The organism is Streptomyces sp. NBC_00670 (assembly GCF_036226765.1).
Classification (GTDB): Bacteria; Actinomycetota; Actinomycetes; order Streptomycetales; family Streptomycetaceae; genus Streptomyces.
This window is the reverse complement of record NZ_CP109017.1, coordinates 1206990-1233528: the sequence shown is the minus strand read 5'-3', so window position 1 is coordinate 1233528 and position 26539 is coordinate 1206990. Positions and strand designations below refer to the sequence as shown.

Genomic DNA, 26539 nt, shown 5'->3' with positions numbered 1-26539 from the left:
CGGTCCTGGGCGGCCGTCGGGGGACGGTCCTGCCCACGCGTCCGCGGCCGGTCCTGGGTGCGGTTCACTGGAGTTCCTTTCCGCGCGTCTCCGGGAGCCCCAGCAGCGCCAGCGCCGCGAGGCCGTAACCGAGGGCGCCGAAGACCAGCGCGCCGCCCACACCCCAGCTGTCGGCGAGGTAGCCGACCAGGGTGGGGAAGACGGCGCCGACGGCGCGTCCGGTGTTGTACGTGAAGCCCTGGCCGGTGCCCCGCACCGCCGTCGGGTACAGCTCGCTCAGGTACGAGCCGAAGCCGCTGAAGATCGCCGACATGCAGAACCCGAGCGGGAAACCGAGCACAAGGAGGAGCGTGTTGGCGCCGTCGGGGATGTGCGTGTACGCCAGCACGCAGATCGCCGACAGCACGGCGAACAGCCAGATGTTGCGCCGCCGGCCCAGCCGGTCGGTGAGGTAACCGCCGGTCAGATAGCCGACGAAGGCACCCGAGATGAGGAACGTCAGATAGGAGCCGGTGCCGACCACCGACAGGCCGCGGTCCGACTTCAGATATGTCGGCACCCAGGTGGCCAGCGTGTAGTAGCCGCCCTGGACGCCGGTGGAGAGCAGACCCGCGAACACCGTGGTGCGCAGCAGCCCGGGCTCCCGCGCCGTCCCGGGCCGGAAGATCGCCGCGAACGAGCCCTTCGCCGTGCTCTCGCGGTTCTCCCGGCGCACGGCGGCGGCCTCGGGCGCGTCGTGCACCCGGCGCCGTACCCACAGCACCAGCAGCGCGGGCAGCGCGCCGGTCCAGAACATCACCCGCCAGGCGAGGTCGTCGCCCGCGAAGGAGAACACCACCGTGTAGACGACGACGGACAGCCCCCAGCCCACGGCCCAGGAACTCTGGATCGCGCCCAGGGTGCGGCCCCGGTGCCGGGCGCTCGCGTACTCGGCGACCAGGATCGCGCCGACCGCCCACTCGCCGCCGAAGCCGAGCCCCTGCAGCGCGCGGAAGAGCAGCAGCGTCTCGTAGCTGGGCGCGAAGCCGCAGGCCACGGTGAAGACGGCGTATGTGACCACGGTGATCAGCAGCGCCTTGACGCGGCCGATCCGGTCGGCGACGACACCCGCGACGGCGCCGCCGACCGCGGAGACCACCAGGGTGACGGTGGTGATCAGTCCCGTCTGGCCGCTGTCCAGGCCGAAGTAGGCGGCCAGCGCCACCATGCTCAGCGGCAGCGTGAAGTAGTCGTAGGAGTCCAGCGCGTAGCCGCCGAACGCGCCCCCGAAGGCGCGCCGGCCGCGCGGACCGAGCGCGCGCCAGAACGCGAGGGGGCCGTCGTCGGCCGGTGAGGTGTCGCCGCGGGGGTGCGGGTCGGTGGAGGGCTTCCGGGAGATCCGGGAGGGAGGAGTCGTGCTCATGAGCACCTCGCAGTGAGGGGGACGGAGGGTGCGTGGGGAGTGAGCCGTGCGGTGCTTGCCTGTGTGCCCTACTCAGGAAGGTAGAGGATCGTTGAACGATCCTTCAATACCCATGTTGTCTCGTTCTTCTGTCTGCGATTGAATTCCGCGCATGGCAGACCAGTTGACGCCGCTGGCCGACGACCGCGCCCTCCTGGGCCGGACCAGCACCGCCGAGCGGGTGGCGGACATCCTCAGAAGCCGCATCGCCGAGGGCTACTTCCCACCCGGCACCCGGCTCTCCGAGGACGGCATCGGCGGGGCGCTGGGCGTCTCCCGCAACACCCTGCGCGAGGCGTTCCGGCTGCTCACGCACGAACGGCTGCTCGTCCACGAGCTCAACCGGGGCGTGTTCGTACGAGTGCTGACCGTCGAGGACGTGGAGGACATCTACCGGGTGCGCCGGCTCGTCGAGTGCGCCGTCGTGCGCGGCCTGGGCGACCCGCCGTACGCCGTCGACGGGCTCGCCGCGGCGGTCGAGGAGGGCGGCCGGGCGGCCCGAGAGGGCGACTGGAAGGGCGTCTCCACCGCCAACATCCACTTCCACCGCGCGCTCGTCGCGCTCGCGGGCAGCGACCGCACGGACGAGGTGATGCGCAGCGTCTTCGCCGAACTACGCCTGGCCTTCCACGTGGTGGACGACCCGCGCCGCCTCCACGAGCCCTACCTCACCCGCAACCGCCAACTCCTCCACACCCTCCGGTCCGGCGAACGGGACCACGCCGAAAACCTCCTCGCGACCTACCTGGACGACTCCAGAGAGGGCCTGGTGAAGGTCTACGCCCGCCGAGTGGCGGACGCCGGCTAAAAAGGGGCGCGGGGAACGGCGCGAGCAACCACGACTGAGCGACAGCCCCGTCACGACCGCATCTCCCCTCCCGGGGGGCCTGGGGGCAGAGCCCCCAGGTTGAGGATGATGGGGGTCCCCCCTGCTCGAGCGAAGCCGAGAGCCTGGGGGAGGGTAGGGGCGGCGGGGGCGAGAAAAAACGCCACGGCCAGGCCCCCCGGCGGCAGCCGGAACCCGGCACACCCGTGCCACAAGACCGCGCCGAGAAGGCGCCCTCCGCCCCGTTTGGCCCGATGTCAGACCCAGGACCTACTCTGTGCACCGTGACTTCCCCCGCACCGACGGACCGCGTTCCGCCCCAGCTCAAGCCGGGCCCACGCCCCGCCCCGGGACCGGCCGCCGACGAGGGCCTGGCCCGCCGCCTGCGCGCACTCGCCTGCACCGCGCCCCTGCACGACCTGGACGCCCGCAAGGCCAACCTCGCCGGTGAGTACTCGGTGTACGGCATGGCGGAGGTCGCCCTCGCCGCCATCGACCTCGTCACCCTCCACATGGACTTCGACACGGGCGCCGACCAGGAACAGATCGTCTCCCGCCTCCTCCCGCGCATCGCCGCCCAGGCCCCCCGCCGCCCGGCCGCCGAGCACGAACGCGTGGCCCGCTGGGTCCTGGAGAACCTGATCAACGTCGGCAGCGTGGACCGCGGCTTCCGCGCCGTCTACGGCACCTTCGCCCCGGACGGCACCTACGTCCGCCGGGACTACGACTTCAAACTCGTCGAGGAGGTCCCCGGCTACGGCGGAGGCGTCTACCTGCGCACGACCGACGAGGCGGTCAACGTCCTGGTGGGCGCCCTCGACACCGACGTCACCAGCGCGCAGATCGCCGCCGAGGTCAAACTGGAGGTGCTCGTCAGCCGGGGCCGCCTCGCCGACGCCCAGCTCGCCGCCGAACAGGCCCGCTACCGCACCGTGCAGTACGCCGAGACACTGCGCCGCGCCCTGGAGGCCACGCGGCGCAACGTACGGGCGGTGGACTGGCTGAACGCGGTGCCCGACATGATCGCCGAGGCCCTCGACCACGTCGCCGACCGCTACCGCCACGAGAACGCGATCCTCACCAACATCCGCCGCGCGCGCGACGAGTCCGAGGACCCCGAGAACAAGCGGCGCGCCGCCGAACTCGTCGACATCGTCAAGGACTGCATCCGCCGCCACACCCAGCTGCAGTCCCGACTGCTGGAGGCCGGCCCGCTGTTCCGCGCCGAACAGGACCGCCAGGCCTTCGCCCCGGTGACGGCGGCGTCCGGCACGGACCTGTACGGACAACTGCTCGCCCCGGTCCTCCCGCTCCCACTGGAGCGGTCCGTCCGCGTCACCGATGCGTTCTTCGCCCGCGGCACGGGGCTGCGCACCCCCGCCTCCGTCCGCGTCGGGGACCTCGTCGACCTGCTGCTCACCCCGCCCGTCGAACGCGAGCACCTCGGCGCCGAGATGCCCGAGCCGGACCTCATCGCCACCCCCGACGACAGCCGGTTCAGCGAGGAGCAGCTCGCCGCCGCCACGGACCTGCTCGACCTGCCCGCCGACGCGCCCCGCCGGCTCTCCGGCCTGCTCGCCGAGGCCCGCCGCCGCGACCGCGACCTGCCCTATCTCGTCGCCCTGCTGGCGGTGCACGCGGCCAGCCCGCCGGTCGGCACCGCCTACCGCCAGGGCGAGGAGAAACTGCTCTTCGCGGTCGACGACGGCACGCAGCTGGACGACCCGGAGTTCGGCGGCGCCGACCTCATCGTCGGCACGGCCCTGCTGGACGCGGCGGGAATGGCGGCGGACCGCTCGGATGCCGCATGACGCCCCGCGAAGCCGTCCCGGCCCCGGCGCGCCGGCCCTGCGCCCTGACGTACTGACCCCCCGCACCAAGGAGCCCCGACCGTGACCGAGTCCGCCGAGTGGAGTGAGCCGGAGGCCGTCGCCGTCCCGGCGAGCGGCGGGGTCACGCCCGCCGACGCCGCCGACGCGGCGCGGCTCGTCGCCTTCGGGCTGCAGCCCAGACTGCAGCCCGCCCGCGACCAGGAGTACGCCGAACTGCTGCGCCGCCACCGCGAGGACCCGGCCTTCGCCCGGCTCGCCGACGCCGTGGCCGCCGGGCTCGGCCTGGTGGTCCTGGAGGTCTCCCCGCGCGCGGGCATGGCCGTCACCGCCGCCGAGGACTCCGTCTTCGCCGTCCGCATGGGCGACTACGCCCGCCGCACGTCCGCCGACGCCGGGGACCGCTTCCTGCACGGCCTCGCCCATCTCGCCGTCGCCGCCCTGGCCTTCCCCCGCCCCGAGGACCTCGCCGACGACGGCTACATCGGCCGGATCACGGTCAACGGCGTCGACGCCTTCGTCCGCCAGGCCTGCCGCCGCCTGGAGGAACGGGCCGCCGCGCAGGGCGAGAACACCGACCCGGCGACCGACGCCCCCGGGCTGGAGGCCGCCTGGCGGATCTGGGCCCGGCGCAGCGCCACCGGCGCCACCAAGGACGCCCGCAGACTCGCGGGTTCCACCACCGGCATCATCGCCAAGGCCGTCGCCTTCCTCACCGACTCCGGCTTCCTGCAGCGCACCGGCGACGACGGCGGCGGCACGTACCGCACCACCGCCCGCTACCAGCTCCAGGTCCGCGACATGGCAGGCGGCGCCGCCATGGCCGAACTCCTCGAGCTGGGCGTCGTCCCCGTCACCGACGGCACGCCGACGCTGCTGCCCCCCGACGACGCCGACGACCTGGACCTGGTGGCCGACGCCGGGCTGCCCTTCCACTCCGCACAGCCGTAACGCACCACCGCCGCACCCCGATCCGCCGAAGAAGACCGACGAAAGTCCGCCGATGTACGAACTGTCCCGGGTCCGCCTCTACTCCATCGGGCCGGCCGGCGCGCGCTACGCCGACACCGTGCTGGACCTGCGCGGCGTCGGCGCGCCCGTGCCCGACCCCGCGCCCGCGCAGGCGGAGTTCTTCGAGGAGGAGCCGGTCGGCCCGCCGCGCCGGCCCGCGCCCGCCGGCGTGCTCTTCCTGGAGAACGGCGGCGGCAAGTCCGTCCTGCTGAAGCTGATCTTCTCCGTGATGCTGCCGGGCCACCGCAACACCCTGGGCGGCGCCAGCTCCGGCGTGCTGCGCAAGTTCCTGCTCGCCGACGACTGCGGGCACGTGGCCCTGGAATGGCAGCACACGCTGACCGGCGAATGCGTCGTGGTCGGCAAGGCCAGCGAGTGGCGCGGCCGCCAGGTCTCGGGCGACCCGCGCAAGTTCGCCGAGGCCTGGTACTCCTTCCGGCCCGGCCCCGGACTCACCCTGGACAACCTGCCGGTCGCCGAGTCCACCGCCGTACGGCCCCCCGTCGAGGGCGTCTCTGGCGCGCGCGGCCGGCGCCGCACGATGAAGGGCTTCCGGGACGCGCTCACGGACGCGGGCAAGGCATACCCGCATCTGGAGGTCCACTGGGAGGAGATCCACGACCGCTGGAACGAGCACCTCACCGATCTCGGCCTCGACCCCGAACTCTTCCGCTACCAGCGGGAGATGAACGCCGACGAGGGTGAGGCCGCCGGGCTGTTCGCGGTCAAGAAGGACTCCGACTTCACCGACCTGCTGCTGCGCGCCGTCACCGACACCCGGGACACCGACGGACTCGCCGACCTGGTCAGCGGCTTCGGCAGCAAACTGGGCCGGCGCGCCGAACTGATCGCCGAACGCGACTTCACCGCCGGATCGGTGGATCTGCTCGGCCGGATCGTCGAGGCCGCCGAGACCCGCGCCCGCGCGCGGGACATCCACGCGGGCGCCGAACGGCGCACCCGTACGCTCGCCCGGCGGCTGTCCGCGCGGGGCGTGCGGGAGCGGCTGCGCGCCGCGGACCTCGCCCAGCGCGTCACCGCCGCCGCGTACGCCGTCACGCACGCCGAGGGTGCCCGCGAGCGGGCCGCGCTGGTCGCCGCCGAACTCGCCTACCGGCACGCCTCGCTGGCCCTCGCGGGCGCCGAGAAGACGGCGGCCGCGCAGAAGCGCGAGCTGGCCGACGCGCGCACGCTGCACTCCGCGTGGCAGGCCGCCGAGGCCGTACTGCGCCACCGTGCCGCCGCCGACCGCTCCGCGCGCGTGGCCGTCGCCATCCGCGAGGCCGAACGGGACGCGGCGCCCGCCCTCGCCGCCCGCGCCAAGGCCGCCGTCGACCTCGTACGGGCGCTGCGCTCGGCCGCCGACGGCGCCGAGAGCCTCGCCAACGAGGAGGAGGAGCGCTCGGCCGCGCTCCAGGAGACGGGCGAGGCGGCCCACCGGGACGCCACCGCGGCGGCCACCGAGGCGCAGCGCGCCCGCAGCGAGGCCGGGCACCTGCGCCAGCGGCTGACCGAGGTCGAGCAGGAGACCGCCGAGGCGGTGCGCGCCGGCTGGCTCGACGACAGTGCCCCCGACGCCGACCCGGCCCGCGCCGCGCTCGCCGCCAGCGACGCCGAGAAGACGGCGGTCGCGGCGTGGGACACTGCACGCGAGGCGGCCCGCACGGCCACGGAGCACGCGCGGGAGGCGGCCTCGGCCGAGTCCCGCGCGGAGCTGACGGCGGCCCGCTCGGCCGACGCGGCGACGGCCGCCACGCGCGCGTACGAGGCCGAACGCCGGCTCGCCGAGTCCCTGGCGCTCGAAGAGCGACTCACGGAACTCCTCGGCCTACCGGGAACGAGGACGGCATCCGGCCCGTCCGGCCCCGGCCGCGCCGGGGTACCGGGCCAGCGAACGGGCGCCGAGCCCTCGTCCGGTCACCGGAACGGTTCGACCGGCCCAGCCCCGGACGCCGGGGCGGCTACGACCGGAGGCGCGGGCGGCGCCTCCGCCGGCGCCTCCGGGGAGGCGGGCTCGGGTGCCTTCGGCGAGGCCGGTCCGGGCGTCCCCGGGGAGGGCTCCGGGTCGGGGCCCGGCGCGGCGTCCGCGGTCGGTGACGCCGGCGTCGAGGGGACTCTCGCTGCGGGTGCGGACGCCGAGGCCGGGGTTGCGGCCGCGGCCGGCCGCGGCGGAGCCGGCCGTAAGGCTGCCGCTGCCACTGGCGACGGCTCCGGAGCGGGACCCGTAGGCGGCCCCGGCCACGACCACACAGCCGAAGCCGAAGCCGAAGCCGAAGCCGGTCGCACGGCCGACGCCGACGCCGGTTCCGGAACCGACGCGCGCCCCGGATCCGGCCCCGCGCGCCCCCTCGCCGACGGCGGGCCCTCCGCCCTCACCCCCGAGCAACTCGATCGCTTCGCCGACGAGTTGCGGGAGCTGCTCGACGACGCCGTCTCCTTCGCCGAGCGGCAGCTGTTCGACCTGCGGACCGCCGCCGCCGACGACGCCCGCATCCTCGGCGCCCTCGGCGACGGCGGCCTGCTGCCGCCCGGCCCCGACGTACTGGCCACCGTCGAGTTCCTCGGCGAGCACGGCATCCCCGCCCTCCCCGGCTGGCGCTACCTCGCCCAGGCGGTCGACCCCGCCGACCACGCGCGCGTGCTCGCCGCCCGGCCCGAACTTGTCGACGGCGTCATCATCACCGACCCCGCCTCGCACGCCCGCGCCCGCGAGGCGCTCGGCGAGGCCGCGCTGCTGCCCCGCTCCGCCGTCGCGGTCGGCACCGCCGCCGCGCTGCTCGCCCCGACCCCGGCGCCCGGCGCGGAGGAGGGCGAGGTGTTCCTCGTGCCGCCGAACCCCGCCATGCACGACGAGCACGCCGCCGACGAGGAACGCCAGGCGCTGCGCGCCCGCGCCATCCGACGCGACGAGGAGATCCGGGCGCTCGCCGCCCGCCTCGGCAAGGACCGTGAACTGGCCGCCCGGCTGGCGTCCTGGCGCACCGGCTGCCCGGCCGGACGCCTCGCCGAACTCGCCGCGGCCGCCACCGAGGCCCGCGCGTTCGCCGAGGAGGCCGAGGCCGAACTCGCCGAGGCCCGCACGGCCCGCGCCGAGGCCGACGAGGCCGCCGCGGAGGCCACCGGCGTCCGGGACGAGCGTCAGGAGAGCGCCCAACGGGCGCGGCGCGCCGCCGACGCGCTCGCCGGACTCGCCTTCCGGCTCCGCGAACGCGCCGGCTGGCAGGCCAGGCTCCGTGAACTCGCCGACGAGGCCGTCGAGTCGGAGGCCCGCGCCCAGTCCTGCCTGGACCGCGCCCGCGCCGCCGACGAGGACCGCCGCGCCGCCCAGCGCGCGGCCGACGACGCCCGCCGCACCGCCCGCACCCTGCGCGCCGAGCGCGCCGAGATCGCCGGCGCCCCCGACGACGTACCGGAGGAGGACGGCGACGCGCCCACGTCGTCGCTCCCGGCGCTGCGTGAGGCCTACCGGGCGGCCTCCCAGGTGTACGAGAAGGTCGGCGTCGGCGCCGATCTGCGGGCCGAGCAGGCGCGGGCGGAGAGCGAGGAGTCCGCCGCCCGCCGCGAACTGGACCGGCTCACCAACAAGGTGCGCACCCGCGCGGAACAGCTCCTCTCCTCCCCGGACGGCGCCGACGGGCCCTCCCGCCAGGCCGCCGCCGCCCGCGCCGAGGAACTGGTCCAGCTCCTGGAGACGCGGATGTCCACCGCGAGCGAGCAGCTCGGCCGGCTGCGCGGCGAGGCCGAACGGCACGCCCCGGAGGACGGCGAGGCGCACACCGAGCTGCCCGACGACCTCGTCCCCCGCGACGCCGAGCACGCCCAGACCCTGCTGCGCACCGCCACCACCGAACTCGCCGCCCGCACCGGGGAACTGACCGGGGCACGGGACGCCCACGCCGAACTCCTCGACGCCCACCGGGCCGCCGAGGACGCGGCCGGCGGCTTCGACGAGATCGCCGCGATGCTCCGCGACCTGCTGCGCGAGCACACCACCGACGAGGAACAGCCCGAACCCGAGCCCTACCCGGGCACCCTGGAGGAGGCCCGGCACTCGGCCGCCGAGGCCCGCCGCTCACTGCGCGGGTGCGCCGCCGACCTGTCCACCGCCGAGGGCGCCCTCCGCGAGGCGAGCGACGTCCTCGTCCGGCACGCCAACTCCACGCGGTACGAACAGGTCCGCACCCCGGCCCGGCAGCAGATCCGCGAACTGCCCGCCTCCGCGCTGCCGGAACACGCCCGGCGCTGGGCGGAGGCGTTCGCGCCCCGCCTGCGCGTGCTCACCGACGAACTCGCGCAGCTCGAACGCAACCGCGACTCCATCGTGGACCGGCTGCGCGGACTGGTGGAGTCCGCGCTCGCCACCCTGCGCTCGGCGCAGCGCCTGTCCCGGCTGCCCGAAGGTCTCGGCGAGTGGTCCGGGCAGGAGTTCCTCCGCATCCGCTTCGACGAACCCGACCAGGCCACGCTCACCGAACGGCTCGGCGAGGTCATCGACGAGGCCACCCGCGCCGCCGTCAAGAAGAACTCCGACCTGCGCCGGGACGGCATGTCCCTGCTGCTGCGCGGCGTCGGCGCGGCCCTGCGCCCCAAGGGCGTTGCCGTGGAGATCCTCAAGCCCGATGCGGTGCTGCGCGCCGAGCGCGTGCCCGTCGGACAGATGGGGGACGTCTTCTCCGGGGGCCAGCTGCTCACCGCCGCCATCGCGCTGTACTGCACGATGGCCGCGCTGCGCTCCAACGACCGGGGCCGTGACAAGCACCGGCACGCCGGCACCCTGTTCCTCGACAACCCCATCGGCCGCGCCAACGCCACCTATCTGCTGGAGCTCCAGCGGGCCGTCTCCGACGCGCTCGGCGTGCAGCTGCTGTACACCACCGGCCTGTTCGACACGACCGCGCTCGCCGAGTTCCCCCTGGTGATCCGGTTGCGCAACGACGCCGACCTGCGGGCGGGGCTGAAGTACATCAGCGTCGAGGAACATCTGCGCCCCGGACTGCCCCGGCCCACCGACCCGGACGAGGCGGTCCACAGCGAGATCACGGCCACCCGGATGTTCAAGCGCCCGGTACCGGACGCCCCGTCCGCGTGAGGCAGTCGTCAGGAGCGTGACAACTGCCCTGCGGGGGAGTCGTCAGGAGTGCGACAACTGCCCCGCGCCGCCCCGCCGGCGTATGCGCTCCTGCGTTCGCGCGGCGGACCGCTCCCGGCGCCGGACACGGCGCCGCTCACGCCGCAGCGCCCGGGCCGCCGCGCTCGGCGTGGACACCACGCCGTGGCGCTGGTTCCACACCTGCCGGGTCACCCACACGTCCAGCACGCCCCAGGTCGCCAGGACCGTGCTGACCACGCTGCTCAGCACCATCGGGAAGGCCAGCCAGGAACCGGCCAGCGTGCACAGGAACGCCGTGACCGCCTGGACCAGCGTCACCGCGATGAGCAGCACCGCGCGCACGGCCGCCGTCCGCACCGGGTCCGGCAGCCTGCGCCGCCGGGCAGGCTCCTCGACCCACAGCGGCGCACGGCGCGCGTACGTCGCCTCCTGCTCGCCCTGTTCCTCCTGCTCCTGGTCGAAGGAGAAGCCGTCCTCCGTGCGCCCCGGATGACCGACGGCCCCGCCCGCGGGCGCCTCGCTCCGCTCCGCCGTCCCCATCAACTCGTCCTCCCCGCTGCCGCCCTGGCCGCCACACCGGTGTCGTCCGACACCCGTCTCCCAGCTGCTGCCCGGCTTGCACAGATTTACGCCGCCTGAGTGCGGCATACGGCAGCTGTGGCCGATTCCGCCCCCGATTTCCCTGTAGAAGAAGACGATCCAGGTTCCGTGAAGATTCCCGCGGAAGGAAAAATTTCGGCCAACTCGCCGATCTCTGCGGTCAGATGTCCGAGGTCCCTGCCGCCGGGGGTTCGGAGGCGAATATCCGCGCATGCCCCCCATGGGGGACAACTTCCTCTCCCGCTTTCCCCCTTCGGCTCCCGGGCACACCTGTGGAGCTTCGGATTCTTCCCCCGGCAGTAGTAGGCTCACGCCGTTTGTTGACGCACATGTGTGCCCCCGAACGGAGAGGGGCCGGCTGGGGGAGGCCATGCGCTTTCGCGGGAAGTCCATCCGCCGGAAGATCGTGGCGCTGCTCCTGGTGCCGCTGCTGGCCCTGACCGCCGTCTGGGGCTACGCCTCGGTCCTCATGGGCCGCGAGGTGCTCCAGCTGTTCCGCGTCTCCTCCGTCGTCGAGAAGATCGCCTACCCCACCGAGGACGCCGTCCGCGCCCTGGAGCAGGAGCGGCGGCAGACGCTCATCTACCTCGCCGACCCCCGCGCCTCCGACGCTGAGGGCGCACTGCGCCGCACCCGGATCGCCACGGACGACGCCATGGCCACACTGCGCGGCAACGTCAAGAGCTCCGACGTGCGCGACGCGCTCGACACGGACGACTCCGCCCACCTCACCACCGTGCTGGACGCCTTCAAGGGCGTGAGCTCGCTGCGCGAGAGCGTCGACGGCACCATCGTCACCCGCGCGCAGGCCCTCGACCTCTACAACCGCGTCGTCGACCCCTGCTACGCCATGCTCGCCACCCTCGACGTCGTCGACACCACGGAACTGGACAAGCAGTACCGCGCCCTCGTCAACGCGGCCCGCGCCCGCGAGCTGTTCTCCCGCGAGGACGCGCTGCTCGGCTCCTCCCTCGTCGCCGGCCGGGTCACCCGCGCCGAACTGCGGGACATCTCCCAGCTGATCGCCCAGCGCTCCGCCGTGTACGAGGTCAGCATGGACCAGCTGCCCCTCGACGAACGCGACCGCTACGACAGCTTCTGGCAGGGCGCCCCCACCGCACCGCTGCGCGAGGCCGAGAAGTTCGTGCTCAACACGGACCCGGAGGAGATGCCCCCGGGCGTCACCGCCAAGAGCTGGGACGCCATCGGCGACCGCGTCCTCGGACAGCTCGCCACGCTCGACGACGCGGCCACCGACCGCTACCAGGACCGGGTCCACCCGGCCGCCGTCCGCACCATCACCGAGGCCGCCGTCGTGGGCGTCCTCGGCCTGGTCGCCCTGCTGTTCTCCCTCGTGCTCTCCGTCCGCGTCGGCCGCGGCCTCGTGCGCGACCTGCGCCGGCTGCGCCAGGAGGCCCACGAGGCGTCCGGCGTCCGGCTCCCCGGCGTGCTGCGCCGGCTCTCGGCGGGCGAACAGGTCGACGTCGAGACCGAGGCGCCCCGACTGGAGTACGACAAGAACGAGATCGGCGAGGTCGGCCAGGCTCTCAACACCCTCCAGCGCGCCGCCGTCGAGGGCGCCGTCAAACAGGCCGAACTGCGCGCCGGCATCTCCGAGGTCTTCGTCAACCTCGCCCGCCGCAGCCAGGTCCTGCTGCACAAGCAGCTGACCCTGCTCGACACCATGGAACGCCGGACCGAGGACACCGACGAACTCGCCGACCTGTTCCGCCTCGACCACCTCACCACGCGCATGCGCCGCCACGCCGAGGGCCTGGTCATCCTCTCCGGGGCCGCGCCCTCCAGGCAGTGGCGCAAACCCATCCAGCTCATGGACGTCGTCCGTGCCGCCGTCGCCGAGGTCGAGGACTACGAGCGCATCGAGGTGCGCCGGCTTCCCCGGGTCGCCGTGACCGGGCCCGCCGTGGCCGACCTCACCCACCTGGTGGCCGAACTCCTGGAGAACGCCACCGTCTTCTCGCCCCCGCACACCGCGGTCCAGGTGATCGGCGAGCGCGTCCCCAACGGCTTCACGCTGGAGATCCACGACCGCGGCCTCGGCATGGCCGCCGAGGCCCTCCTCGACGCCAACCTGCGGCTCGCCGAGACCCCGGAGTTCGAACTCTCCGACACCGACCGGCTCGGCCTGTTCGTCGTCAGCCGGCTCGCCCAGCGGCAGAACATCCGCGTCTCCCTCCAGCCGTCCCCGTACGGCGGGATCACCGCGGTCGTCCTCATCCCGGACACCCTGCTCACCGATGACATCCCGGACACCAACGGCACCGGCTTCCGCCTGGACCGGCTGTCCGGCAAGAAGGCCAGGGGAACGGCGGGCCACGACGCGGCGCTCGGCGGGATGCCGGGCGACCGGCCCGGGCTGCCCGCGCCGGTCCTGGACGGACCCGTCGAACTCGAGGCCCCCGTCGACCTGGACACGCTCACGGGCTTCCCCGACGCCCTCGCCGGGGACGACGGCCACCGCGGGCTGTTCGGGCCCCGCAGATCCCTCACCGGCGTGCCCGACGAGCAGCACGCCCGCGACGGGTCCGGCCGCCACGAGGATCCGACCCGCGCCGACGGCCCCGTACCGCTGCCGCGCCGCCAGGCACCCAAGCTCGTCAGCTCGCACGGCCGCCCCGTACCGGACAACCGCGCACGGCGCGGCGGATGGGACGAGGCCCCCTCGGAGGCCCGCGCGCACGGCGAGAACGGCGACCACGCGGGCGTCGGGGACACCGACGGCCGGTCCACGGACCGCCGGGACGCCGGGCTGCCGCGTGACAGCCGCCGGGACACCGGTCTTCCCCGCGACGGACGCGGGGCCTCCGGACGTCCCCACGACGACCGGCGAACGTCCGGCACGGGTGCCGCGCACCCCGCGCCCGGCACCCTGAACCCCACCCCCCGCATCGCCCCCGCGACCGGCCAGGCAGAATCGGGTGCGGGCCCGCTGCCCCGGCGCGTACGCCAGGCCAGTCTCGCCCCGCAGTTGAGGCAGGGCCCCGACACCCGGCCCGGCGGCACGGACGCGGCGGACCCCGCCGACCGCGACGCGGACGAGGTCCGCAGCCGGATGGCCTCGCTCCAGCGGGGCTGGCAGCGCGGCCGCCACGAGAACGCCGCCGGTGACGAGGGACCGGACGGCTCGGCACGAGGAACGACAGAGGGGGACGGTCGATGACCGCACCGAAGGACGCAGGCGCCCACCGGACCGGCACACCCGGCGAGCTGAACTGGCTCCTGGACGACCTGGTCGACCGGGTCGCCAGCATCCGCAAGGCGATCGTGCTCTCCGGCGACGGCCTGCCCACCGGGGCGTCCAAGGACCTGAGCCGGGAGGACAGCGAGCACCTGGCCGCCGTCGCCTCCGGATTCCACAGCCTCGCCAAGGGCGTCGGCCGCCACTTCGAGGCGGGCAGCGTCCGCCAGACCGTGGTCGAACTCGACGAGGCCTTCCTGTTCGTCACGGCCGCGGGCGACGGCAGCTGTCTGGCCGTCCTCGCGGACGCGGACGCGGACATGGGGCAGGTCGCCTACGAAATGACGCTGCTGGTCAAGCGGGTCGGCACCCATCTCGGCGCCGCCCCGCGCACCGATCTGCCCGCCGGCGGGTAGTGACAGGGCATGAACCCCGAGGGACAGGGACCCGGACAGGGACAGGGAAACGGCCACTGGTTCGACGACGACGCCGGACCGGTGGTCCGTCCGTACGCCATGACCCGCGGCCGCACCAGCCACGCGGGCCAGCACCGCCTCGACCTGATCGCGCTCGTGCTCGCGGAGCCGGGCGCCGACGAGGCCGGGGCGGACTCCCTGTCCCCGGAACACCTGGACATCGTCGCGCTCTGCCGCGACACCCCGCAGTCGGTCGCGGAGCTCGCCGCCGGACTCGACCTGCCGATCGGCGTCGTACGGGTCCTGATCGGCGACCTCGTGGACGAGGAACTCGTCCACGTGTCCCGGCCCGTGCCCCCGGCCGAACTGGTCGACGAAAGCATTCTGCGCGACGTCATCAACGGCCTCAGAGCGCTGTGAAGCGCTTACGGGCCCGGCAGGGGTCCCCGCGGACCCCCGTCGCGCGCGCCACCGAACGAGCACGACGCGACACGGAACGAGCAGGAAAAGAGAGAAACGATGATCTTCGGGCGTTCTGAGCGCGGCACACCGCCGGTCGAGCCCGTCACGCTCAAGATCCTCGTGGCCGGCGGCTTCGGGGCGGGCAAGACCACCCTGGTCGGCGCGGTCAGCGAGATCAGACCGCTGCGCACCGAGGAACTCCTCACCGAGGCGGGCCGCCCCGTCGACGACCTCCGGGGCGTCGAGGGCAAGCACACCACCACCGTCGCCATGGACTTCGGCCGCATCACGCTCCGCGAGGACCTGGTGCTGTACCTGTTCGGCACGCCCGGCCAGGACCGCTTCTGGTTCCTCTGGGACGAGCTCGCCACCGGCGCGCTGGGCGCGGTCGTCCTCGCCGACACCCGCCGCCTGGAGGACTGCTTCGCCGCCGTCGACTACTTCGAGCGGCGCGCCATCCCCTTCGTCGTGGGCGTCAACTGCTTCGACGGGGCCGCCCGCTACCCGGCGGACACCGTGCGGCAGGCGCTCGACCTCGACCCCGCGGTCCCCGTGGTGCTGTGCGACGCCCGGGAGCGGGAGTCGGTCAAGGAGGTCCTCGTGGAGGTCGTCCAGCACGCGATGACGCACGCCGCGGACCGCCGGGCGGTCACCCTCTGAACACGCACCACTGAGTCACACACGACGCACGCGTACGCGCGCGCGTGGCGGGCGACGGCCTCCACGCGCGCGTGGAGGCCGCCCGAAGTCAGCTTTCGCCGCCCCGCTCCTCCCAGCCGAAGCTCTTCTCCACCGCCCTGCGCCAGTTGCGGTACTCGCGGTCCCGCACCGCGTCCTCCATGCCGGGCGTCCACTCGGCGTCCTTCTCCCAGTGCGCCTTCAGCTCGTCGAGGCCGTTCCACACGCCCGTCGCGAGACCGGCGGCGTACGCGGCGCCCAGACAGGTCGTCTCGGAGATCCTCGGCCGGATCACCGGGACGCCGAGCACGTCCGCCTGGTGCTGCATCAGCAGATTGTTCGCGGTCATGCCGCCGTCCACCTTCAGGGTGTTGATCCGCACCCCGGAGTCCTGGTACATCGCGTCCACGACCTCGCGCGTCTGCCAGCTCGTCGCCTCCAGGACCGCCCGCGCGAGGTGCGCCTTGGTGACGTACCGGGTCAGTCCGGTGACCACCCCGCGCGCGTCCGAACGCCAGTACGGGGCGAACAGTCCGGAGAACGCGGGCACGATGTACGCCCCGCCGTTGTCCTCCACGCTCGCCGCCAGGGACTCGATCTCGTCGGCACTGCGGATGATCCCGAGCTGGTCCCGGAACCACTGCACCAGCGCCCCGGTGATCGCGATCGACCCCTCCAGGCAGTAGACCGGCGCCTCGTCGCCGATCTTGTACCCCATGGTCGTCAGCAGGCCGTTCTTGGACGGCACGGGCCGCTCGCCGGTGTTGAGCAGCAGGAAGCTGCCGGTGCCGTAGGTGTTCTTGGCGCTGCCGACGTCGTAGCAGGCCTGCCCGAAGACGGCCGCCTGCTGGTCGCCCAGCGCGGAGGCGACGGGGACGCCGGCGAGCTGGCCCACGGCGGTGCCGTACACCTCGGCGGAGGACCGGATCTCCGGCAGGACGGCCTCGGGGACGTTCATGGCGGCGCAGATCGCGGGATCCCACTGGAGGGTCCGCAGATCCATCAGCATGGTGCGGCAGGCGTTGGTGACGTCCGTGACGTGCCGTCCGCCGTCGGGGCCGCCGGTGAGGTTCCAGATCAGCCAGGAGTCCATGGTGCCGAACGCGATCTCGCCGCGCTCCGCCCGGTCCCGCAGCCCCGGCACGTTGTCCAGCAGCCAGGCCGCCTTCGGGCCGGAGAAGTAGCTGGCCAGGGGCAGCCCGGTCTGCTCGCGGAAACGGTCCTGCCCGTCCGCGCCGCCCAGTTCGTCGCAGAGCGCGGCCGTCCGGGTGTCCTGCCAGACGATCGCGTTGTGCACGGGTTTGCCGGTGGTGCGGTCCCAGAGCAGCGTCGTCTCGCGCTGATTGGTGATGCCGAGGGCGCTGAGCTGGTCGGCGCGCAGTCCGGCCTTGGCGAGCGCGCCCGCCACCACGGCCTGCACCTTGGACCAGATCTCGGTGGCGTCGTGCTCCACCCAGCCCGGCCGGGGGAAGATCTGGCGGTGCTCGCGCTGGTCGACGGCGACGATCGCGCCGTCACCGTCGAAGACGATGCAACGGCTCGACGTCGTGCCCTGGTCGATCGCGGCGACGTACGTGCGGGCGGTGTCCGGCATGGCTTACCCCTTGGTCGCTCGGTTCGAGGAGTGCGCAGAGAGGTGCGGGTCCGAGGTCGCGCGGCGGTCCGGCTGCCTTCGGGAAGTGTTCACCGGTGCTCCTGGGGCGTCAAGGCGGCGGACGAGAACGGCGGAACGCTGGAACGGACGGTGTGAAAAGCGGGCGAAACGCGCACTGGTCCATTCTGGGGCCGCAACCGGCGATCCCGCTCCTCGCGGCGGCGGCTCCGCCGGTACGGGAGGCGGCAACCCTGCCGGTGCCGGGGCCGGCAACCCTGCCGGCACACGGACCGGTCGCCCGCCGCCCCGCGGCCCGCTCGCCCGCCCGCGACCCCGGAATTCCGGACACCGGACGAAAACCGTCGGCACGCGGAGAACCGTGCGCGGCCCGGCAGCGTCCGAGACAGCACGAGGGATGGCCGGGGCCGACGGGGGTGGTTCCGGCCATCCCTCCCTCATCCCGCCGCCCGCGCCCGAAGATCTGATAGACGCAGGGTGCATGACCTCTCTCCCACGCACGGTCCGCACCCTCGTCACCACCCTGACCGCGCTGCTCGCGTTCGGCACCGCCGCCGCCCCGGCCCGGGCCACCACCGAACCCCAGGCACCGGCCGACTTCGTGGCCCTGGACGGCGTCGACCCGACCATCCTCGAGGAGATCCGCTACGCCACTCCGCACAACTTCGTCGGCGAGCCCGTCGACGGCTACGCACAGCCCCTGTGCCTCCTCACCCGCCCCGCCGCCGAGGCCCTGCACCGGGCGCAGAACCGCCTGCGGCGGCAGGGCTACACCCTCAAGGTCTACGACTGCTACCGGCCGCAGCGCGCCGTGGACCACTTCGTCCGCTGGGCCAAGGACCTCGACGACCAGAAGATGAAGACGGAGTTCTATCCCCGAGTCGACAAGACGCGACTGTTCGACGACGGGTACATCGCCGAGAAGTCCGGGCACAGCCGCGGCTCCACGATGGACCTCACCCTCGTCAGGCTGCCCGCCGAGCCGACGCGCCCCTATGTGCCCGGCGAACCCCTGGTGCCCTGCTACGCCCCCAAGGCAGAGCGTTTCCCGGACAACTCCGTGGACATGGGCACCGGCTACGACTGCTTCGACACCCTCGCCCACACCGACGACCCCCGCGTCACCGGCACCCCGCGTGCCCACCGGCAACTGCTGAAGAGCACCCTGGAGAGCCTCGGTTTCGTCAACCTCGCCGAGGAGTGGTGGCACTACACGTACCAGCCGGAGCCGTACCCCGACACCTACTTCGACTTCCCGGTCTCCCGCGCCGCCCTGCCCGGGACGCGCTGACACACGACCCCCAGGGTGCCGCCGAAGGCCGCGGTGTCCGGACCGCAGACGTCCGCCCGGTGATCGGCTACAGTCCGCGGCGTGTCCGCCTCATCGCACCGCCCGTCCGTCGCGCCACGCCGGGACTCCCACTGTTCGAGCTGTGGCGCGCCCTACGGTGAGGACGTCTCCGGTTGGCCGCGCACCTGCGCCGACTGCGGCACCGTGGCGTACCGCAACCCGCTGCCCGTCGCCGTGGCGCTCCAGCCCGCCTACGACACCCAGGGCACCGGCCTGGTCGTCATCACCCGCGCCATCGCGCCGGCCCGGGGCGGCACCGCCCTGCCCGGCGGCTTCGTCGACCACCGGGAGGACTGGCGGCACGCCGTCGTCCGCGAGCTCAAGGAGGAGACCGGCATCGACGCGGCGGACCACGAGGTACGGCTCGCCGACGCGATGAGCTCTCCCGACGGCCATCTGCTGCTCTTCGGACTCCTGCCCGAACGCCCGGCCGCCGACCTGCCGTCCTTCGCCCGCACCGACGAGACGGAGGGCCGGCAGCTTCTGCGCCGGCCGGCCGAACTGGCGTTCCCGCTGCACACCCTCGCCGTTCGTGCCTGGTTCGCGGGCCGGTACGTCTGAGCCGCCCCGCTCACCCGCCGGGCAGCCCGCGCACACGTACGGGATACGGAGCCTCGCCCTCCGCCCCGTGCCGCCGTACGACGACCCGCCCGCCCTGCCGCCGCGCCACGTACCGCTCGAGCCGCGGTTCCTCCGGGCCCTCGCCCGCGTCCGGCACGACCACACCGCCCCCGGTGCGCCCGCGTCCCGGCGCCCAGACCTCCAGCTCCACGCCCCCGTCCGCGCCCCGTACCGGCAGCACCGCGCCCGCACGCGCGAGCACCGGGATCCGCGACAGGGGAGCGTCCACCACGGCCCGCCCCGGCCCCTCGTACGCCCGCCCCGTCGCCGTGTCGTACCAGCGCCCCCGGGGCAGCCGTACCGTACGCCGGTCCGCGCCCGGCTCCAGCACCGGCGCGACCAGGAGGCAGTCACCGAGCAGGAACGCGTCCTCGCAGTCGCGCAGCTCCCGGTCCTCCGGCGCGCCCCACCACAGCGGCCGCACGTAGGGCGCCCCGGTACGGCGCGCGAGATGCGCCAGTGTCATGAGGTACGGCAGCAGCCGGCGCCGTTCGAGCAGCGCCACGCGCGCGTGCTCCAGGGTTTCCGGACCTGGCTCCCAGGGATCGTCACCGGGTCCGCTACGTGTACGGAACAGCGGCAGATACGCGCCCAGCTGGAGCCGGCGCACGGACAGCTCCGCCGACCGGTCGCCGTCGCCGCCACCCAGGTCCGCGCCGGAGAAGGGCACCCCGGACAGCCCGAGGCCCAGCACCAGCGACAGCGACGCCCGCAGCCCCGACCAACCGCCCGCCGGTTCCCCGGACCAGACGCCCCCGTACCGCTGCGTCCCGGCCCAGCCCGACCGCGACACCACGAGCGGCCGTTCCCCGGGCGCCAGGCCCCGCAGCCCTTCGTGAGCCGCCCGCGCCATGCAGAGCCCGTACACGTTGTGGGCCTCCCGGTGGTCGCCGCCGCGTCCCTCCAGCGCGTGCCGGGCCGACCGGGGCAGCGTGTTCTCCCCGAAGGCGGCGAACGACACCGGCTCGTCCCCCTCGTGCCAGAACCCCGCGAAGCCCCGTTCGAGACGCTCCCCGTAGTGCGCGCCCCACCACGCGCGCACCCGCGCGTGCGTGAAGTCCGGGAACACCGCCTCCCCGGGCCGCGCGAGCCCCCCGACGGCCCGCCCCGCGGCGTCCCGCACGAACACATCCCCGTCCCCACCGCCGTCGAAGACCGCGTACCCCGGCTCGGCCCGCACCGCCGGATCGACGAAGGACACCAGCCGGATGCCGTCCCGGCGCAGCTCCTCCGCGAGCACCGGCAGCTTCGGGAACCGCTCCTGGTCGACGGTGAACACCCGGTTCCGGTCGGCGTGCCCGACGCCCAGGTGCACGGCGTCCAGCGGCAGCCCGCGCTCCTGGAACCCCGCCACGATCCGCCGCACCTCCTGCTCCCCGGCGCCCTCCCGGGGCGCGTGATGGTGCCCCAGCGCCCAGGCGGGCGGCAGCGCCGGCGCACCCGTCAGCGACGCCCAGACGTGCAGCACGCGCGCGGGGGACCCCACCACCACCCAGCAGCGCAAGGGGCCGCCCTCCATGCGCAGCTCGCACGTCGAGGGCCGGTCGTGCCCCGAACCGGCACCCTCCTCACCCTCCGCCAGCGTCACGGCACCGTCCCAGGTCGCATCGTGGAACACCAGGTGCGTGCCCGCGTCGGCCACCACGAGCTGCACCGGCAGCGTCAAGTGCGGCGCACCGCCACCGGGAGAGGACGGCCGCCCCGGACCCGTGTTCCACAGCCGGTACGTCCCGCCCCGCAGCCGGGGCCCGTCCGCCCACGCGCCGAGCCCGAAGAACCGGGCGTCCGGCGCCGTCTCCGCGCGCTGCGTCCAGCGCGCCGGACCGCCGCCGACCGGCTCCCACCAGCGGGGCGGCAGATCCCGCCGCAGCGTCACCCCGCCCGGCGTGCGCACCTCGACGGCGCCGTACCGCGACACCACGACCGTGACCCGCTCCGCCACCACCCGCCAGCCGCCGTCCTTGTCCGGCTCGAGCACCGCCCTCGGATCCGGCTCCGGACACCCGTCCGCCAGCGCGTACGACGGCTCGGGACCGGCCCCGTCCCACCCCCAGAACACCGCCCCGTTCGGTGCCACCGCCACCCGCAGCTCCGCACGCGCGAACCGGATCACCCCGCCCCCGGGCCCCGGCTCCGCCTCCCGCACCGCACCGGGCACCCGCGCCCGCTCGGCACCCCGCCGCGGCAGCCCGACGGCGTCCGCACGCCTCCGGCGCCACGCCGCCCGCACCGTACGCAACCCCTGCGCCGCACCCCCCGAACCGAACACCCTCACCGAACGCACCAGGTCACGACCGTCCATGCTGCTCACCCTGCCATCACCGGCGCCGCACATCTAAGCCGTTCAACTGCCGTTCACCGGCACTGGAGTCACATGTTCACGTTGCCGACCATCGAAGGCGCACCCTGGTGCGGAAGTCGATCACATGGCATCGTCCGTGTCACCGCGTGCCGCGCACCCCACCCGTACACGACCGCGCACACGACGCGTACAGCCCGGGAGCCGCCCCATGACCTCAGCGCACCCCTCGCCCCTCTGGCGACCCGACGAGGAACGCATCGCCCAGGCCCGGATCACCGCCTTCCAGTCCTGGGCGGCCGGCCACCACGACGCGCCCGCCGACGGCGGCTACGCGGCCCTGCACCGCTGGTCCGTGGCCGAACCCGAGGCCTTCTGGAAGGCCGTCACCGAATGGTTCGACGTACGGTTCGGCACGCCCTACGCGCGCGTGCTGGGCGACCGCGCCATGCCCGGCGCCCAGTGGTTCCCCGAGGGCCGGCTGAACTACGCCGAGCACGCCCTGCGCGCGGCCGCCACCCGCCCGGACGAACCCGCCATCCTGGCCGTCGACGAGACCCACGAGCCGCGCCCCGTCACCTGGGCCGAACTGCGCCGCCGGGTCGGCTCCCTCGCCGCCGAACTGCGCGCCCTCGGCGTACGCCCCGGGGACCGCGTCAGCGGCTACCTGCCCAACATCCCCGAGGCCGCCGTCGCCCTCCTGGCCACCGCCGCCGTCGGCGCCGTCTGGACCTCCTGCGCCCCCGACTTCGGCGCCCGCAGCGTCCTGGACCGCTTCCAGCAGGTCGAACCCGTCGTCCTGTTCACCGTCGACGGCTACCGCTACGGCGGCAAGGAGCACGACCGCCGGGAGACCGTGGCCGAACTCCGCCGCGAACTGCCCACCCTGCGCGCCGTCGTCCACATCCCGCTGCTCGGCACGGCGGCCCCCGAGGACGCCCTCGACTGGGCGGCCCTGACCGCCGCCGACGTGGAACCGGAATTCGAACAGGTCCCCTTCGACCACCCCCTCTGGGTGCTCTACTCCTCCGGCACCACCGGCCTGCCCAAGGCGATCGTCCAGTCCCAGGGCGGCATCCTCGTCGAACATCTCAAACAGCTCGGCCTGCACTGCGACCTCGGCCCCGAGGACGTGTTCTTCTGGTACACGTCCACCGGCTGGATGATGTGGAACTTCCTCGTCTCCGGCCTGCTCACCGGCACCACGATCGTCCTGTACGACGGCAGCCCCGGACACCCCGCCATCGACGCCCAGTGGCAGGTCGCCGAACGCACCGGCGCCACCCTCTACGGCACCTCCGCCGCCTACGTCATGGCCTGCCGCAAGGCCGGCGCCCACCCCGCGCGCGACCACGACCTCTCCCGCGTCACGTGCGTCGCCACCACCGGCTCGCCCCTGCCGCCCGACGGCTTCCGCTGGCTCCACGACGAGTTCGCCGACAGCGGCGCCGACCTGTGGATCGCCTCCGTCAGCGGCGGCACCGACGTCTGCTCCTGCTTCGCCGGAGCCGTCCCGACCCTGCCGGTGTACATCGGCGAACTCCAGGCCCCCTGCCTCGGCACCGACCTGCAGTCCTGGGACCCGGCCGGCGAACCCCTGGTCGACGAGGTCGGCGAGCTGGTCGTCACCAACCCGATGCCGTCCATGCCCATCCGTTTCTGGAACGACCCCGACGGCAGCCGGTACCTCGACAGCTACTTCTCCGTCTACCCCGGCGTCTGGCGCCACGGCGACTGGATCACGCTCACCTCTCGCGGCTCCGTGATCATCCACGGCCGCTCCGACTCCACGCTCAACCGCCAGGGCGTCCGCATGGGCTCGGCCGACATCTACGAGGCCGTCGAACGCCTGCCCGAGATCAGGGAATCCCTCGTCCTCGGCATCGAACAGCCAGACGGCGGCTACTGGATGCCCCTCTTCGTCCACCTCGCCCCCGGCGCGGTGCTCGACGAGGACCTGCTCAACCGGATCAAGAAGACCATCCGGGAACAGCTCTCCCCGCGCCACGTGCCCGACGAGATCATCGAGGTCCCCGGCGTCCCGCACACCCTCACCGGCAAGCGCATCGAGGTCCCGGTCAAGCGTCTGCTCCAGGGCACCCCGCTGGAGAAGGCGGTCAACCCCGGCTCGATCGACAACCTCGACCTCCTGCACTTCTACGAGGAACTGGCCCGCAAGCGCGCGTGACCACACCCCGTCCCCGGCCGGGCGGCCGCGATCCCGCGACCGTCCGGCCCCCTGCACGGCCCCGAGCTGCGCAAACGGTCCGGCAGACAGGCATTGTCAGTGCCGCCCGTTACGGTGAGTGAGCATTGATCGACCGTGCTCACACAGCGCGCCGCACACCGGCGCGCCGCACCGCGCACCACAGGGGGACACCATGGGGGAGACCCGCACCGAGACCATGCGCCGCGTCCTGCGCCGCGAGATCGCCGGGACCATCGGCCTGCTCACCGACGAACAGGACTTCGGCGCGATGCGCCGCTACCGCACCTTCGCCTTCGACGACCACACCACCTACCTGCACCAGGTGGAGATCCTGCTCCGCACCCTCGCCGACCAGGGCAGCCACACCACCGTCGCCCTCTTCGACCCCGAGGACTACGCCGTCTTCTGCGCCGAACACGGCCTGGAACCCGACGCCCCGGCCAGCCGCACCCGCTACACCGCCCGGCTCGCCCTGACCGGCCCCGCCATCCCGTACGACGGACAACCCCTGTCCGACCTCGTCCCGCACCTCGTCGACGAGGCCGTACGCCAGGCCACCTGGGAGTACGCCGCCACCGCCCTGGCCGCCCTCGGCCCCTGCGCCGGCTGCGGCGAGGACATCGGACGCGCGGCCCTCGCCCACGCCTCCGCCCTGCTCACCCGCATCCTCGGCACCCCGGCCCCCGGCGGACGCCACCTCGTCTGCAGCATCGCCACCCACCCCGAAGCCCTCGTCACCGTCCTCCGCACCGAGGACGGCCCCGACGGCACCCCCCGGCTCGACGACACCGAGGCCCTCGAATTCACCACCGTGCTCGCCCTCGGCCTCGCCACCGACAGCCCCGGGGGCCTCGTCGTACGCGACAGCACCCCCGGCACCCCCGACCGGGTCTACGGCTGGCGGCTGCGCGCCGGCGGCCTGGCACCGCTGACCGCCGCCGAGGTCTTCGACGCCTACTGCACCGACGCCGCCTCCGGCGACCTCCGCTCCCCGGAGTCCGGCGTCGACTACTGCGCACCACCGGACCTCGGCGACACCGGCCATCCCGGCCACCCCCACTGACCCTCACGGCGGCGTCCCCGGACGCACGAGGGGCGCCCCACCCGACGGGTGGAGCGCCCCTGAACTCCGAGACTTCGCACGGCACGCCGTGCCACACGTCTACTCCCCGGACAGCACCGCCTGGGCGGCCTCCCGCGCCTCCTCGGCACTGTCCGCCGCCCGCGCCGCCGACGCCGCACGCTCGCACTGGGCCAGCGTGTACTTCGCCAGCGTCGCCCGCACATAGGGCAGCGACGCCGCACCCATCGACAAGGAGGTGACACCCAGACCGGTCAGCACACACGCGAGCAGCGGATCCGACGCGGCCTCACCGCAGACGCCACAGCTCCTGCCCTCGGCCTTCGCCGCCTCGGCCGCCATCGCGACCAGGTCGAGCAGCGCGGGCTGCCACGGGTCCTGCAACCGGGAGACGGCACCCACCTGCCGGTCGGCCGCGAAGGTGTACTGGGCCAGGTCGTTCGTGCCCAGCGACAGGAACTCGACCTCCTGCAGAATCGACCGTGCCCGCAGCGCGGCCGACGGGATCTCCACCATCGCCCCGAACTTGGCCCGCAGACCGGCGGCACGGCAGGCCTCGGCGAACGCCCTGGCATCGGTGCGGTCCGCGACCATCGGCGCCATGACCTCCAGGTGCACCGGAAGCCCCTCGGCGGCCTTGGCCAGCGCGGTGAGCTGCGTGCGCAGCACCTCGGGGTGGTCAAGGAGGGTGCGCAGACCCCGCACGCCCAGCGCCGGGTTCGGCTCGTCCGCCGGAGTCAGGAAGTCCAGCGGCTTGTCGGCACCGGCGTCGAGCACCCGCACCACGACCCGGCCCTCCGGGAAGGCCTCCAGGACCTGGCGGTAGGCCTCGACCTGCTTCTCCTCCGACGGCGCCTTCTTGCTGTCGTCCAGGAAGAGGAACTCGGTACGGAACAGACCGACACCCTCGGCCCCGGCCTCCACCGCCGCCGGCACGTCGGCGGGTCCGCCCACATTGGCGAGCAGCGGCACCCGGTGACCGTCGGAGGTGGCACCCGGCCCGGTCGACGCGGCCAGCGCCGCCCGCCGCTCGGCCGCCGCGGCCTCCAGCTGCGCCCTCTTCTCCGCGCCCGGCTCCACGAAGATCTCACCGGTGCTGCCGTCCACGGCGATCACCGTGCCCTCCGCGAGCTCACCCGCGCCCGGGAGCGCCACCACGGCGGGCACGCCCAGCGCCCGGGCGAGAATGGCGCTGTGGCTGGTCGGCCCGCCCTCCTCGGTCACGAAACCGAGCACCAGCGTCGGATCGAGCAGCGCCGTGTCGGCCGGCGCCAGATCCCGCGCGATCAGGACGTACGGCTGGTCACTGTCCGGGACACCCGGCATCGGAACACCCAACAGCCGCGCAACGATCCGGTTGCGCACGTCGTCGAGGTCGGCGACCCGGCCCGCCAGGTACTCACCCGCACCGGCCAGCAGCGCACGGTACGAGGCGAAGGCGTCGTACACGGCCCGTTCGGCCGTGCTGCCGACGGCGATCCTGCGCTCCACGTCGGCCATCAGCTCGGGGTCCTGGGCCATCAGCGCCTGCGCCTCCAGCACGGCCTGGGCCTCGCCCCCCGCCAGATTCCCGCGCGCGTTGAGATCCGCCGCGACGGCCTCCACCGCCTGACGGGCGCGCCCCTGCTCGCGCTCCGCCTCCTCCGCCGGTATCTGCTTGGCCGGCGGCTCCAGCACCGCCGTCCCCATGTGCCGTACCTCGCCGATCGCCACACCGTGGCTCACACCGACGCCTCGCAGCGTTGTCTCCATCTCACCCGTCTCCGCTCGTGCGGCGGGTCCACCGCCGCGATC

17 protein-coding genes are annotated in these 26539 nt (G+C 74.1%); 12 read left to right on the top strand and 5 right to left on the bottom strand.

What is annotated here, in order from left to right:
- Positions 1–64: 64 nt before the first annotated feature.
- Positions 65–1402: an MFS transporter gene (locus OIE12_RS05395; RefSeq protein WP_329132276.1), complete on the bottom strand. Its 1338-nt coding sequence runs from the start codon at positions 1400–1402 to the stop codon at positions 65–67.
- A 151-nt stretch (positions 1403–1553) separates the two neighbouring features.
- On the opposite strand from OIE12_RS05395, the gene OIE12_RS05390 reads away from it, so the two are divergent.
- From OIE12_RS05390 to OIE12_RS05375, 4 genes are all read left to right on the top strand, one after another.
- Positions 1554–2249 (top strand): GntR family transcriptional regulator, encoded by a 696-nt coding sequence (locus tag OIE12_RS05390; RefSeq protein WP_329132274.1) that lies wholly within the window; start codon positions 1554–1556, stop codon positions 2247–2249.
- A gap of 302 nt (positions 2250–2551) precedes the next feature.
- Complete coding sequence (locus tag OIE12_RS05385; RefSeq protein WP_329132271.1) at positions 2552–4078, top strand: hypothetical protein; 1527 nt, start codon at positions 2552–2554, stop codon at positions 4076–4078.
- A gap of 81 nt (positions 4079–4159) precedes the next feature.
- On the top strand, positions 4160–5047 hold the full coding sequence (locus OIE12_RS05380) for a hypothetical protein (RefSeq protein ID WP_329132269.1): 888 nt from the start codon (positions 4160–4162) through the stop codon (positions 5045–5047).
- 52 nt (positions 5048–5099) lie between these two features.
- Complete coding sequence (locus OIE12_RS05375) at positions 5100–10196, top strand: hypothetical protein (protein ID WP_329132267.1); 5097 nt, start codon at positions 5100–5102, stop codon at positions 10194–10196.
- Between the two features lie 42 nt (positions 10197–10238).
- Here the strand turns inward: OIE12_RS05375 and OIE12_RS05370 are convergent, their stop codons facing one another.
- A complete protein-coding gene (locus OIE12_RS05370) occupies positions 10239–10757 on the bottom strand; it encodes a hypothetical protein (RefSeq protein WP_329132265.1) in 519 nt (172 codons plus the stop codon).
- 430 nt (positions 10758–11187) lie between these two features.
- Between OIE12_RS05370 and OIE12_RS05365 the strand changes: the two genes are divergently transcribed.
- From OIE12_RS05365 to OIE12_RS05350, 4 genes are all read left to right on the top strand, one after another.
- Positions 11188–13998, top strand: coding sequence for a sensor histidine kinase (locus tag OIE12_RS05365; protein ID WP_329132264.1), 2811 nt, complete (start codon positions 11188–11190; stop codon positions 13996–13998).
- Entirely contained in the window at positions 13995–14432 is a 438-nt protein-coding gene (locus OIE12_RS05360) for a roadblock/LC7 domain-containing protein (protein ID WP_329132262.1), read from the top strand. Before OIE12_RS05365 ends, OIE12_RS05360 begins: the two co-directional genes overlap by 4 nt.
- A gap of 9 nt (positions 14433–14441) precedes the next feature.
- Positions 14442–14852 carry a DUF742 domain-containing protein gene (locus tag OIE12_RS05355; protein ID WP_329132259.1) on the top strand — a complete coding sequence of 137 codons (411 nt, stop codon included), beginning with the start codon at positions 14442–14444 and terminating at the stop codon, positions 14850–14852.
- A 99-nt stretch (positions 14853–14951) separates the two neighbouring features.
- Positions 14952–15554, top strand: a complete 603-nt coding sequence (locus tag OIE12_RS05350; protein WP_329132257.1) for a GTP-binding protein — start codon at positions 14952–14954, stop codon at positions 15552–15554.
- Positions 15555–15642: 88 nt separating this feature from the next.
- Here the strand turns inward: OIE12_RS05350 and glpK are convergent, their stop codons facing one another.
- Positions 15643–17166 (bottom strand): glycerol kinase GlpK, encoded by a 1524-nt coding sequence (gene glpK / locus OIE12_RS05345; protein ID WP_329132255.1) that lies wholly within the window; start codon positions 17164–17166, stop codon positions 15643–15645.
- 499 nt (positions 17167–17665) lie between these two features.
- Here glpK and OIE12_RS05340 point away from each other — a divergent pair, with 499 nt between their 5' ends.
- Both OIE12_RS05340 and OIE12_RS05335 read left to right on the top strand, forming a co-directional pair.
- Entirely contained in the window at positions 17666–18475 is an 810-nt protein-coding gene (locus OIE12_RS05340) for a M15 family metallopeptidase (RefSeq protein WP_329132253.1), read from the top strand.
- 81 nt (positions 18476–18556) lie between these two features.
- Positions 18557–19096: an NUDIX domain-containing protein gene (locus OIE12_RS05335; RefSeq protein ID WP_329132251.1), complete on the top strand. Its 540-nt coding sequence runs from the start codon at positions 18557–18559 to the stop codon at positions 19094–19096.
- Positions 19097–19106: 10 nt separating this feature from the next.
- On the opposite strand, the gene OIE12_RS05330 is transcribed toward OIE12_RS05335, so the two are convergent.
- Positions 19107–21458, bottom strand: coding sequence for a glycoside hydrolase family 31 protein (locus tag OIE12_RS05330; RefSeq protein WP_329132249.1), 2352 nt, complete (start codon positions 21456–21458; stop codon positions 19107–19109).
- 208 nt (positions 21459–21666) lie between these two features.
- Between OIE12_RS05330 and OIE12_RS05325 the strand changes: the two genes are divergently transcribed.
- Complete coding sequence (locus OIE12_RS05325; protein WP_329132247.1) at positions 21667–23643, top strand: acetoacetate--CoA ligase; 1977 nt, start codon at positions 21667–21669, stop codon at positions 23641–23643.
- A gap of 193 nt (positions 23644–23836) precedes the next feature.
- Positions 23837–24727 (top strand): hypothetical protein, encoded by an 891-nt coding sequence (locus OIE12_RS05320; protein WP_329132245.1) that lies wholly within the window; start codon positions 23837–23839, stop codon positions 24725–24727.
- Positions 24728–24826: 99 nt separating this feature from the next.
- Here the strand turns inward: OIE12_RS05320 and ptsP are convergent, their stop codons facing one another.
- On the bottom strand, positions 24827–26497 hold the full coding sequence (ptsP, locus tag OIE12_RS05315; protein WP_329132243.1) for a phosphoenolpyruvate--protein phosphotransferase: 1671 nt from the start codon (positions 26495–26497) through the stop codon (positions 24827–24829).
- Positions 26498–26539: the final 42 nt, after the last annotated feature.

Excerpts from the sequence above, each read along its gene's own strand:
- OIE12_RS05395 (WP_329132276.1), bottom strand. The coding sequence starts at position 1,402 with ATGAGCACGACTCCTCCCTCCCGGATCTCCCGGAAGCCCTCCACCGAC.
- OIE12_RS05390 (WP_329132274.1), top strand. The coding sequence starts at position 1,554 with ATGGCAGACCAGTTGACGCCGCTGGCCGACGACCGCGCCCTCCTGGGC.
- OIE12_RS05375 (WP_329132267.1), top strand. The coding sequence starts at position 5,100 with ATGTACGAACTGTCCCGGGTCCGCCTCTACTCCATCGGGCCGGCCGGC.
- OIE12_RS05370 (WP_329132265.1), bottom strand. The coding sequence starts at position 10,757 with ATGGGGACGGCGGAGCGGAGCGAGGCGCCCGCGGGCGGGGCCGTCGGT.
- OIE12_RS05365 (WP_329132264.1), top strand. The coding sequence starts at position 11,188 with ATGCGCTTTCGCGGGAAGTCCATCCGCCGGAAGATCGTGGCGCTGCTC.
- OIE12_RS05360 (WP_329132262.1), top strand. The coding sequence starts at position 13,995 with ATGACCGCACCGAAGGACGCAGGCGCCCACCGGACCGGCACACCCGGC.
- OIE12_RS05355 (WP_329132259.1), top strand. The coding sequence starts at position 14,442 with ATGAACCCCGAGGGACAGGGACCCGGACAGGGACAGGGAAACGGCCAC.
- OIE12_RS05350 (WP_329132257.1), top strand. The coding sequence starts at position 14,952 with ATGATCTTCGGGCGTTCTGAGCGCGGCACACCGCCGGTCGAGCCCGTC.
- glpK (WP_329132255.1), bottom strand. The coding sequence starts at position 17,166 with ATGCCGGACACCGCCCGCACGTACGTCGCCGCGATCGACCAGGGCACG.
- OIE12_RS05340 (WP_329132253.1), top strand. The coding sequence starts at position 17,666 with ATGACCTCTCTCCCACGCACGGTCCGCACCCTCGTCACCACCCTGACC.
- OIE12_RS05330 (WP_329132249.1), bottom strand. The coding sequence starts at position 21,458 with ATGGACGGTCGTGACCTGGTGCGTTCGGTGAGGGTGTTCGGTTCGGGG.
- OIE12_RS05325 (WP_329132247.1), top strand. The coding sequence starts at position 21,667 with ATGACCTCAGCGCACCCCTCGCCCCTCTGGCGACCCGACGAGGAACGC.
- OIE12_RS05320 (WP_329132245.1), top strand. The coding sequence starts at position 23,837 with ATGGGGGAGACCCGCACCGAGACCATGCGCCGCGTCCTGCGCCGCGAG.
- ptsP (WP_329132243.1), bottom strand. The coding sequence starts at position 26,497 with ATGGAGACAACGCTGCGAGGCGTCGGTGTGAGCCACGGTGTGGCGATC.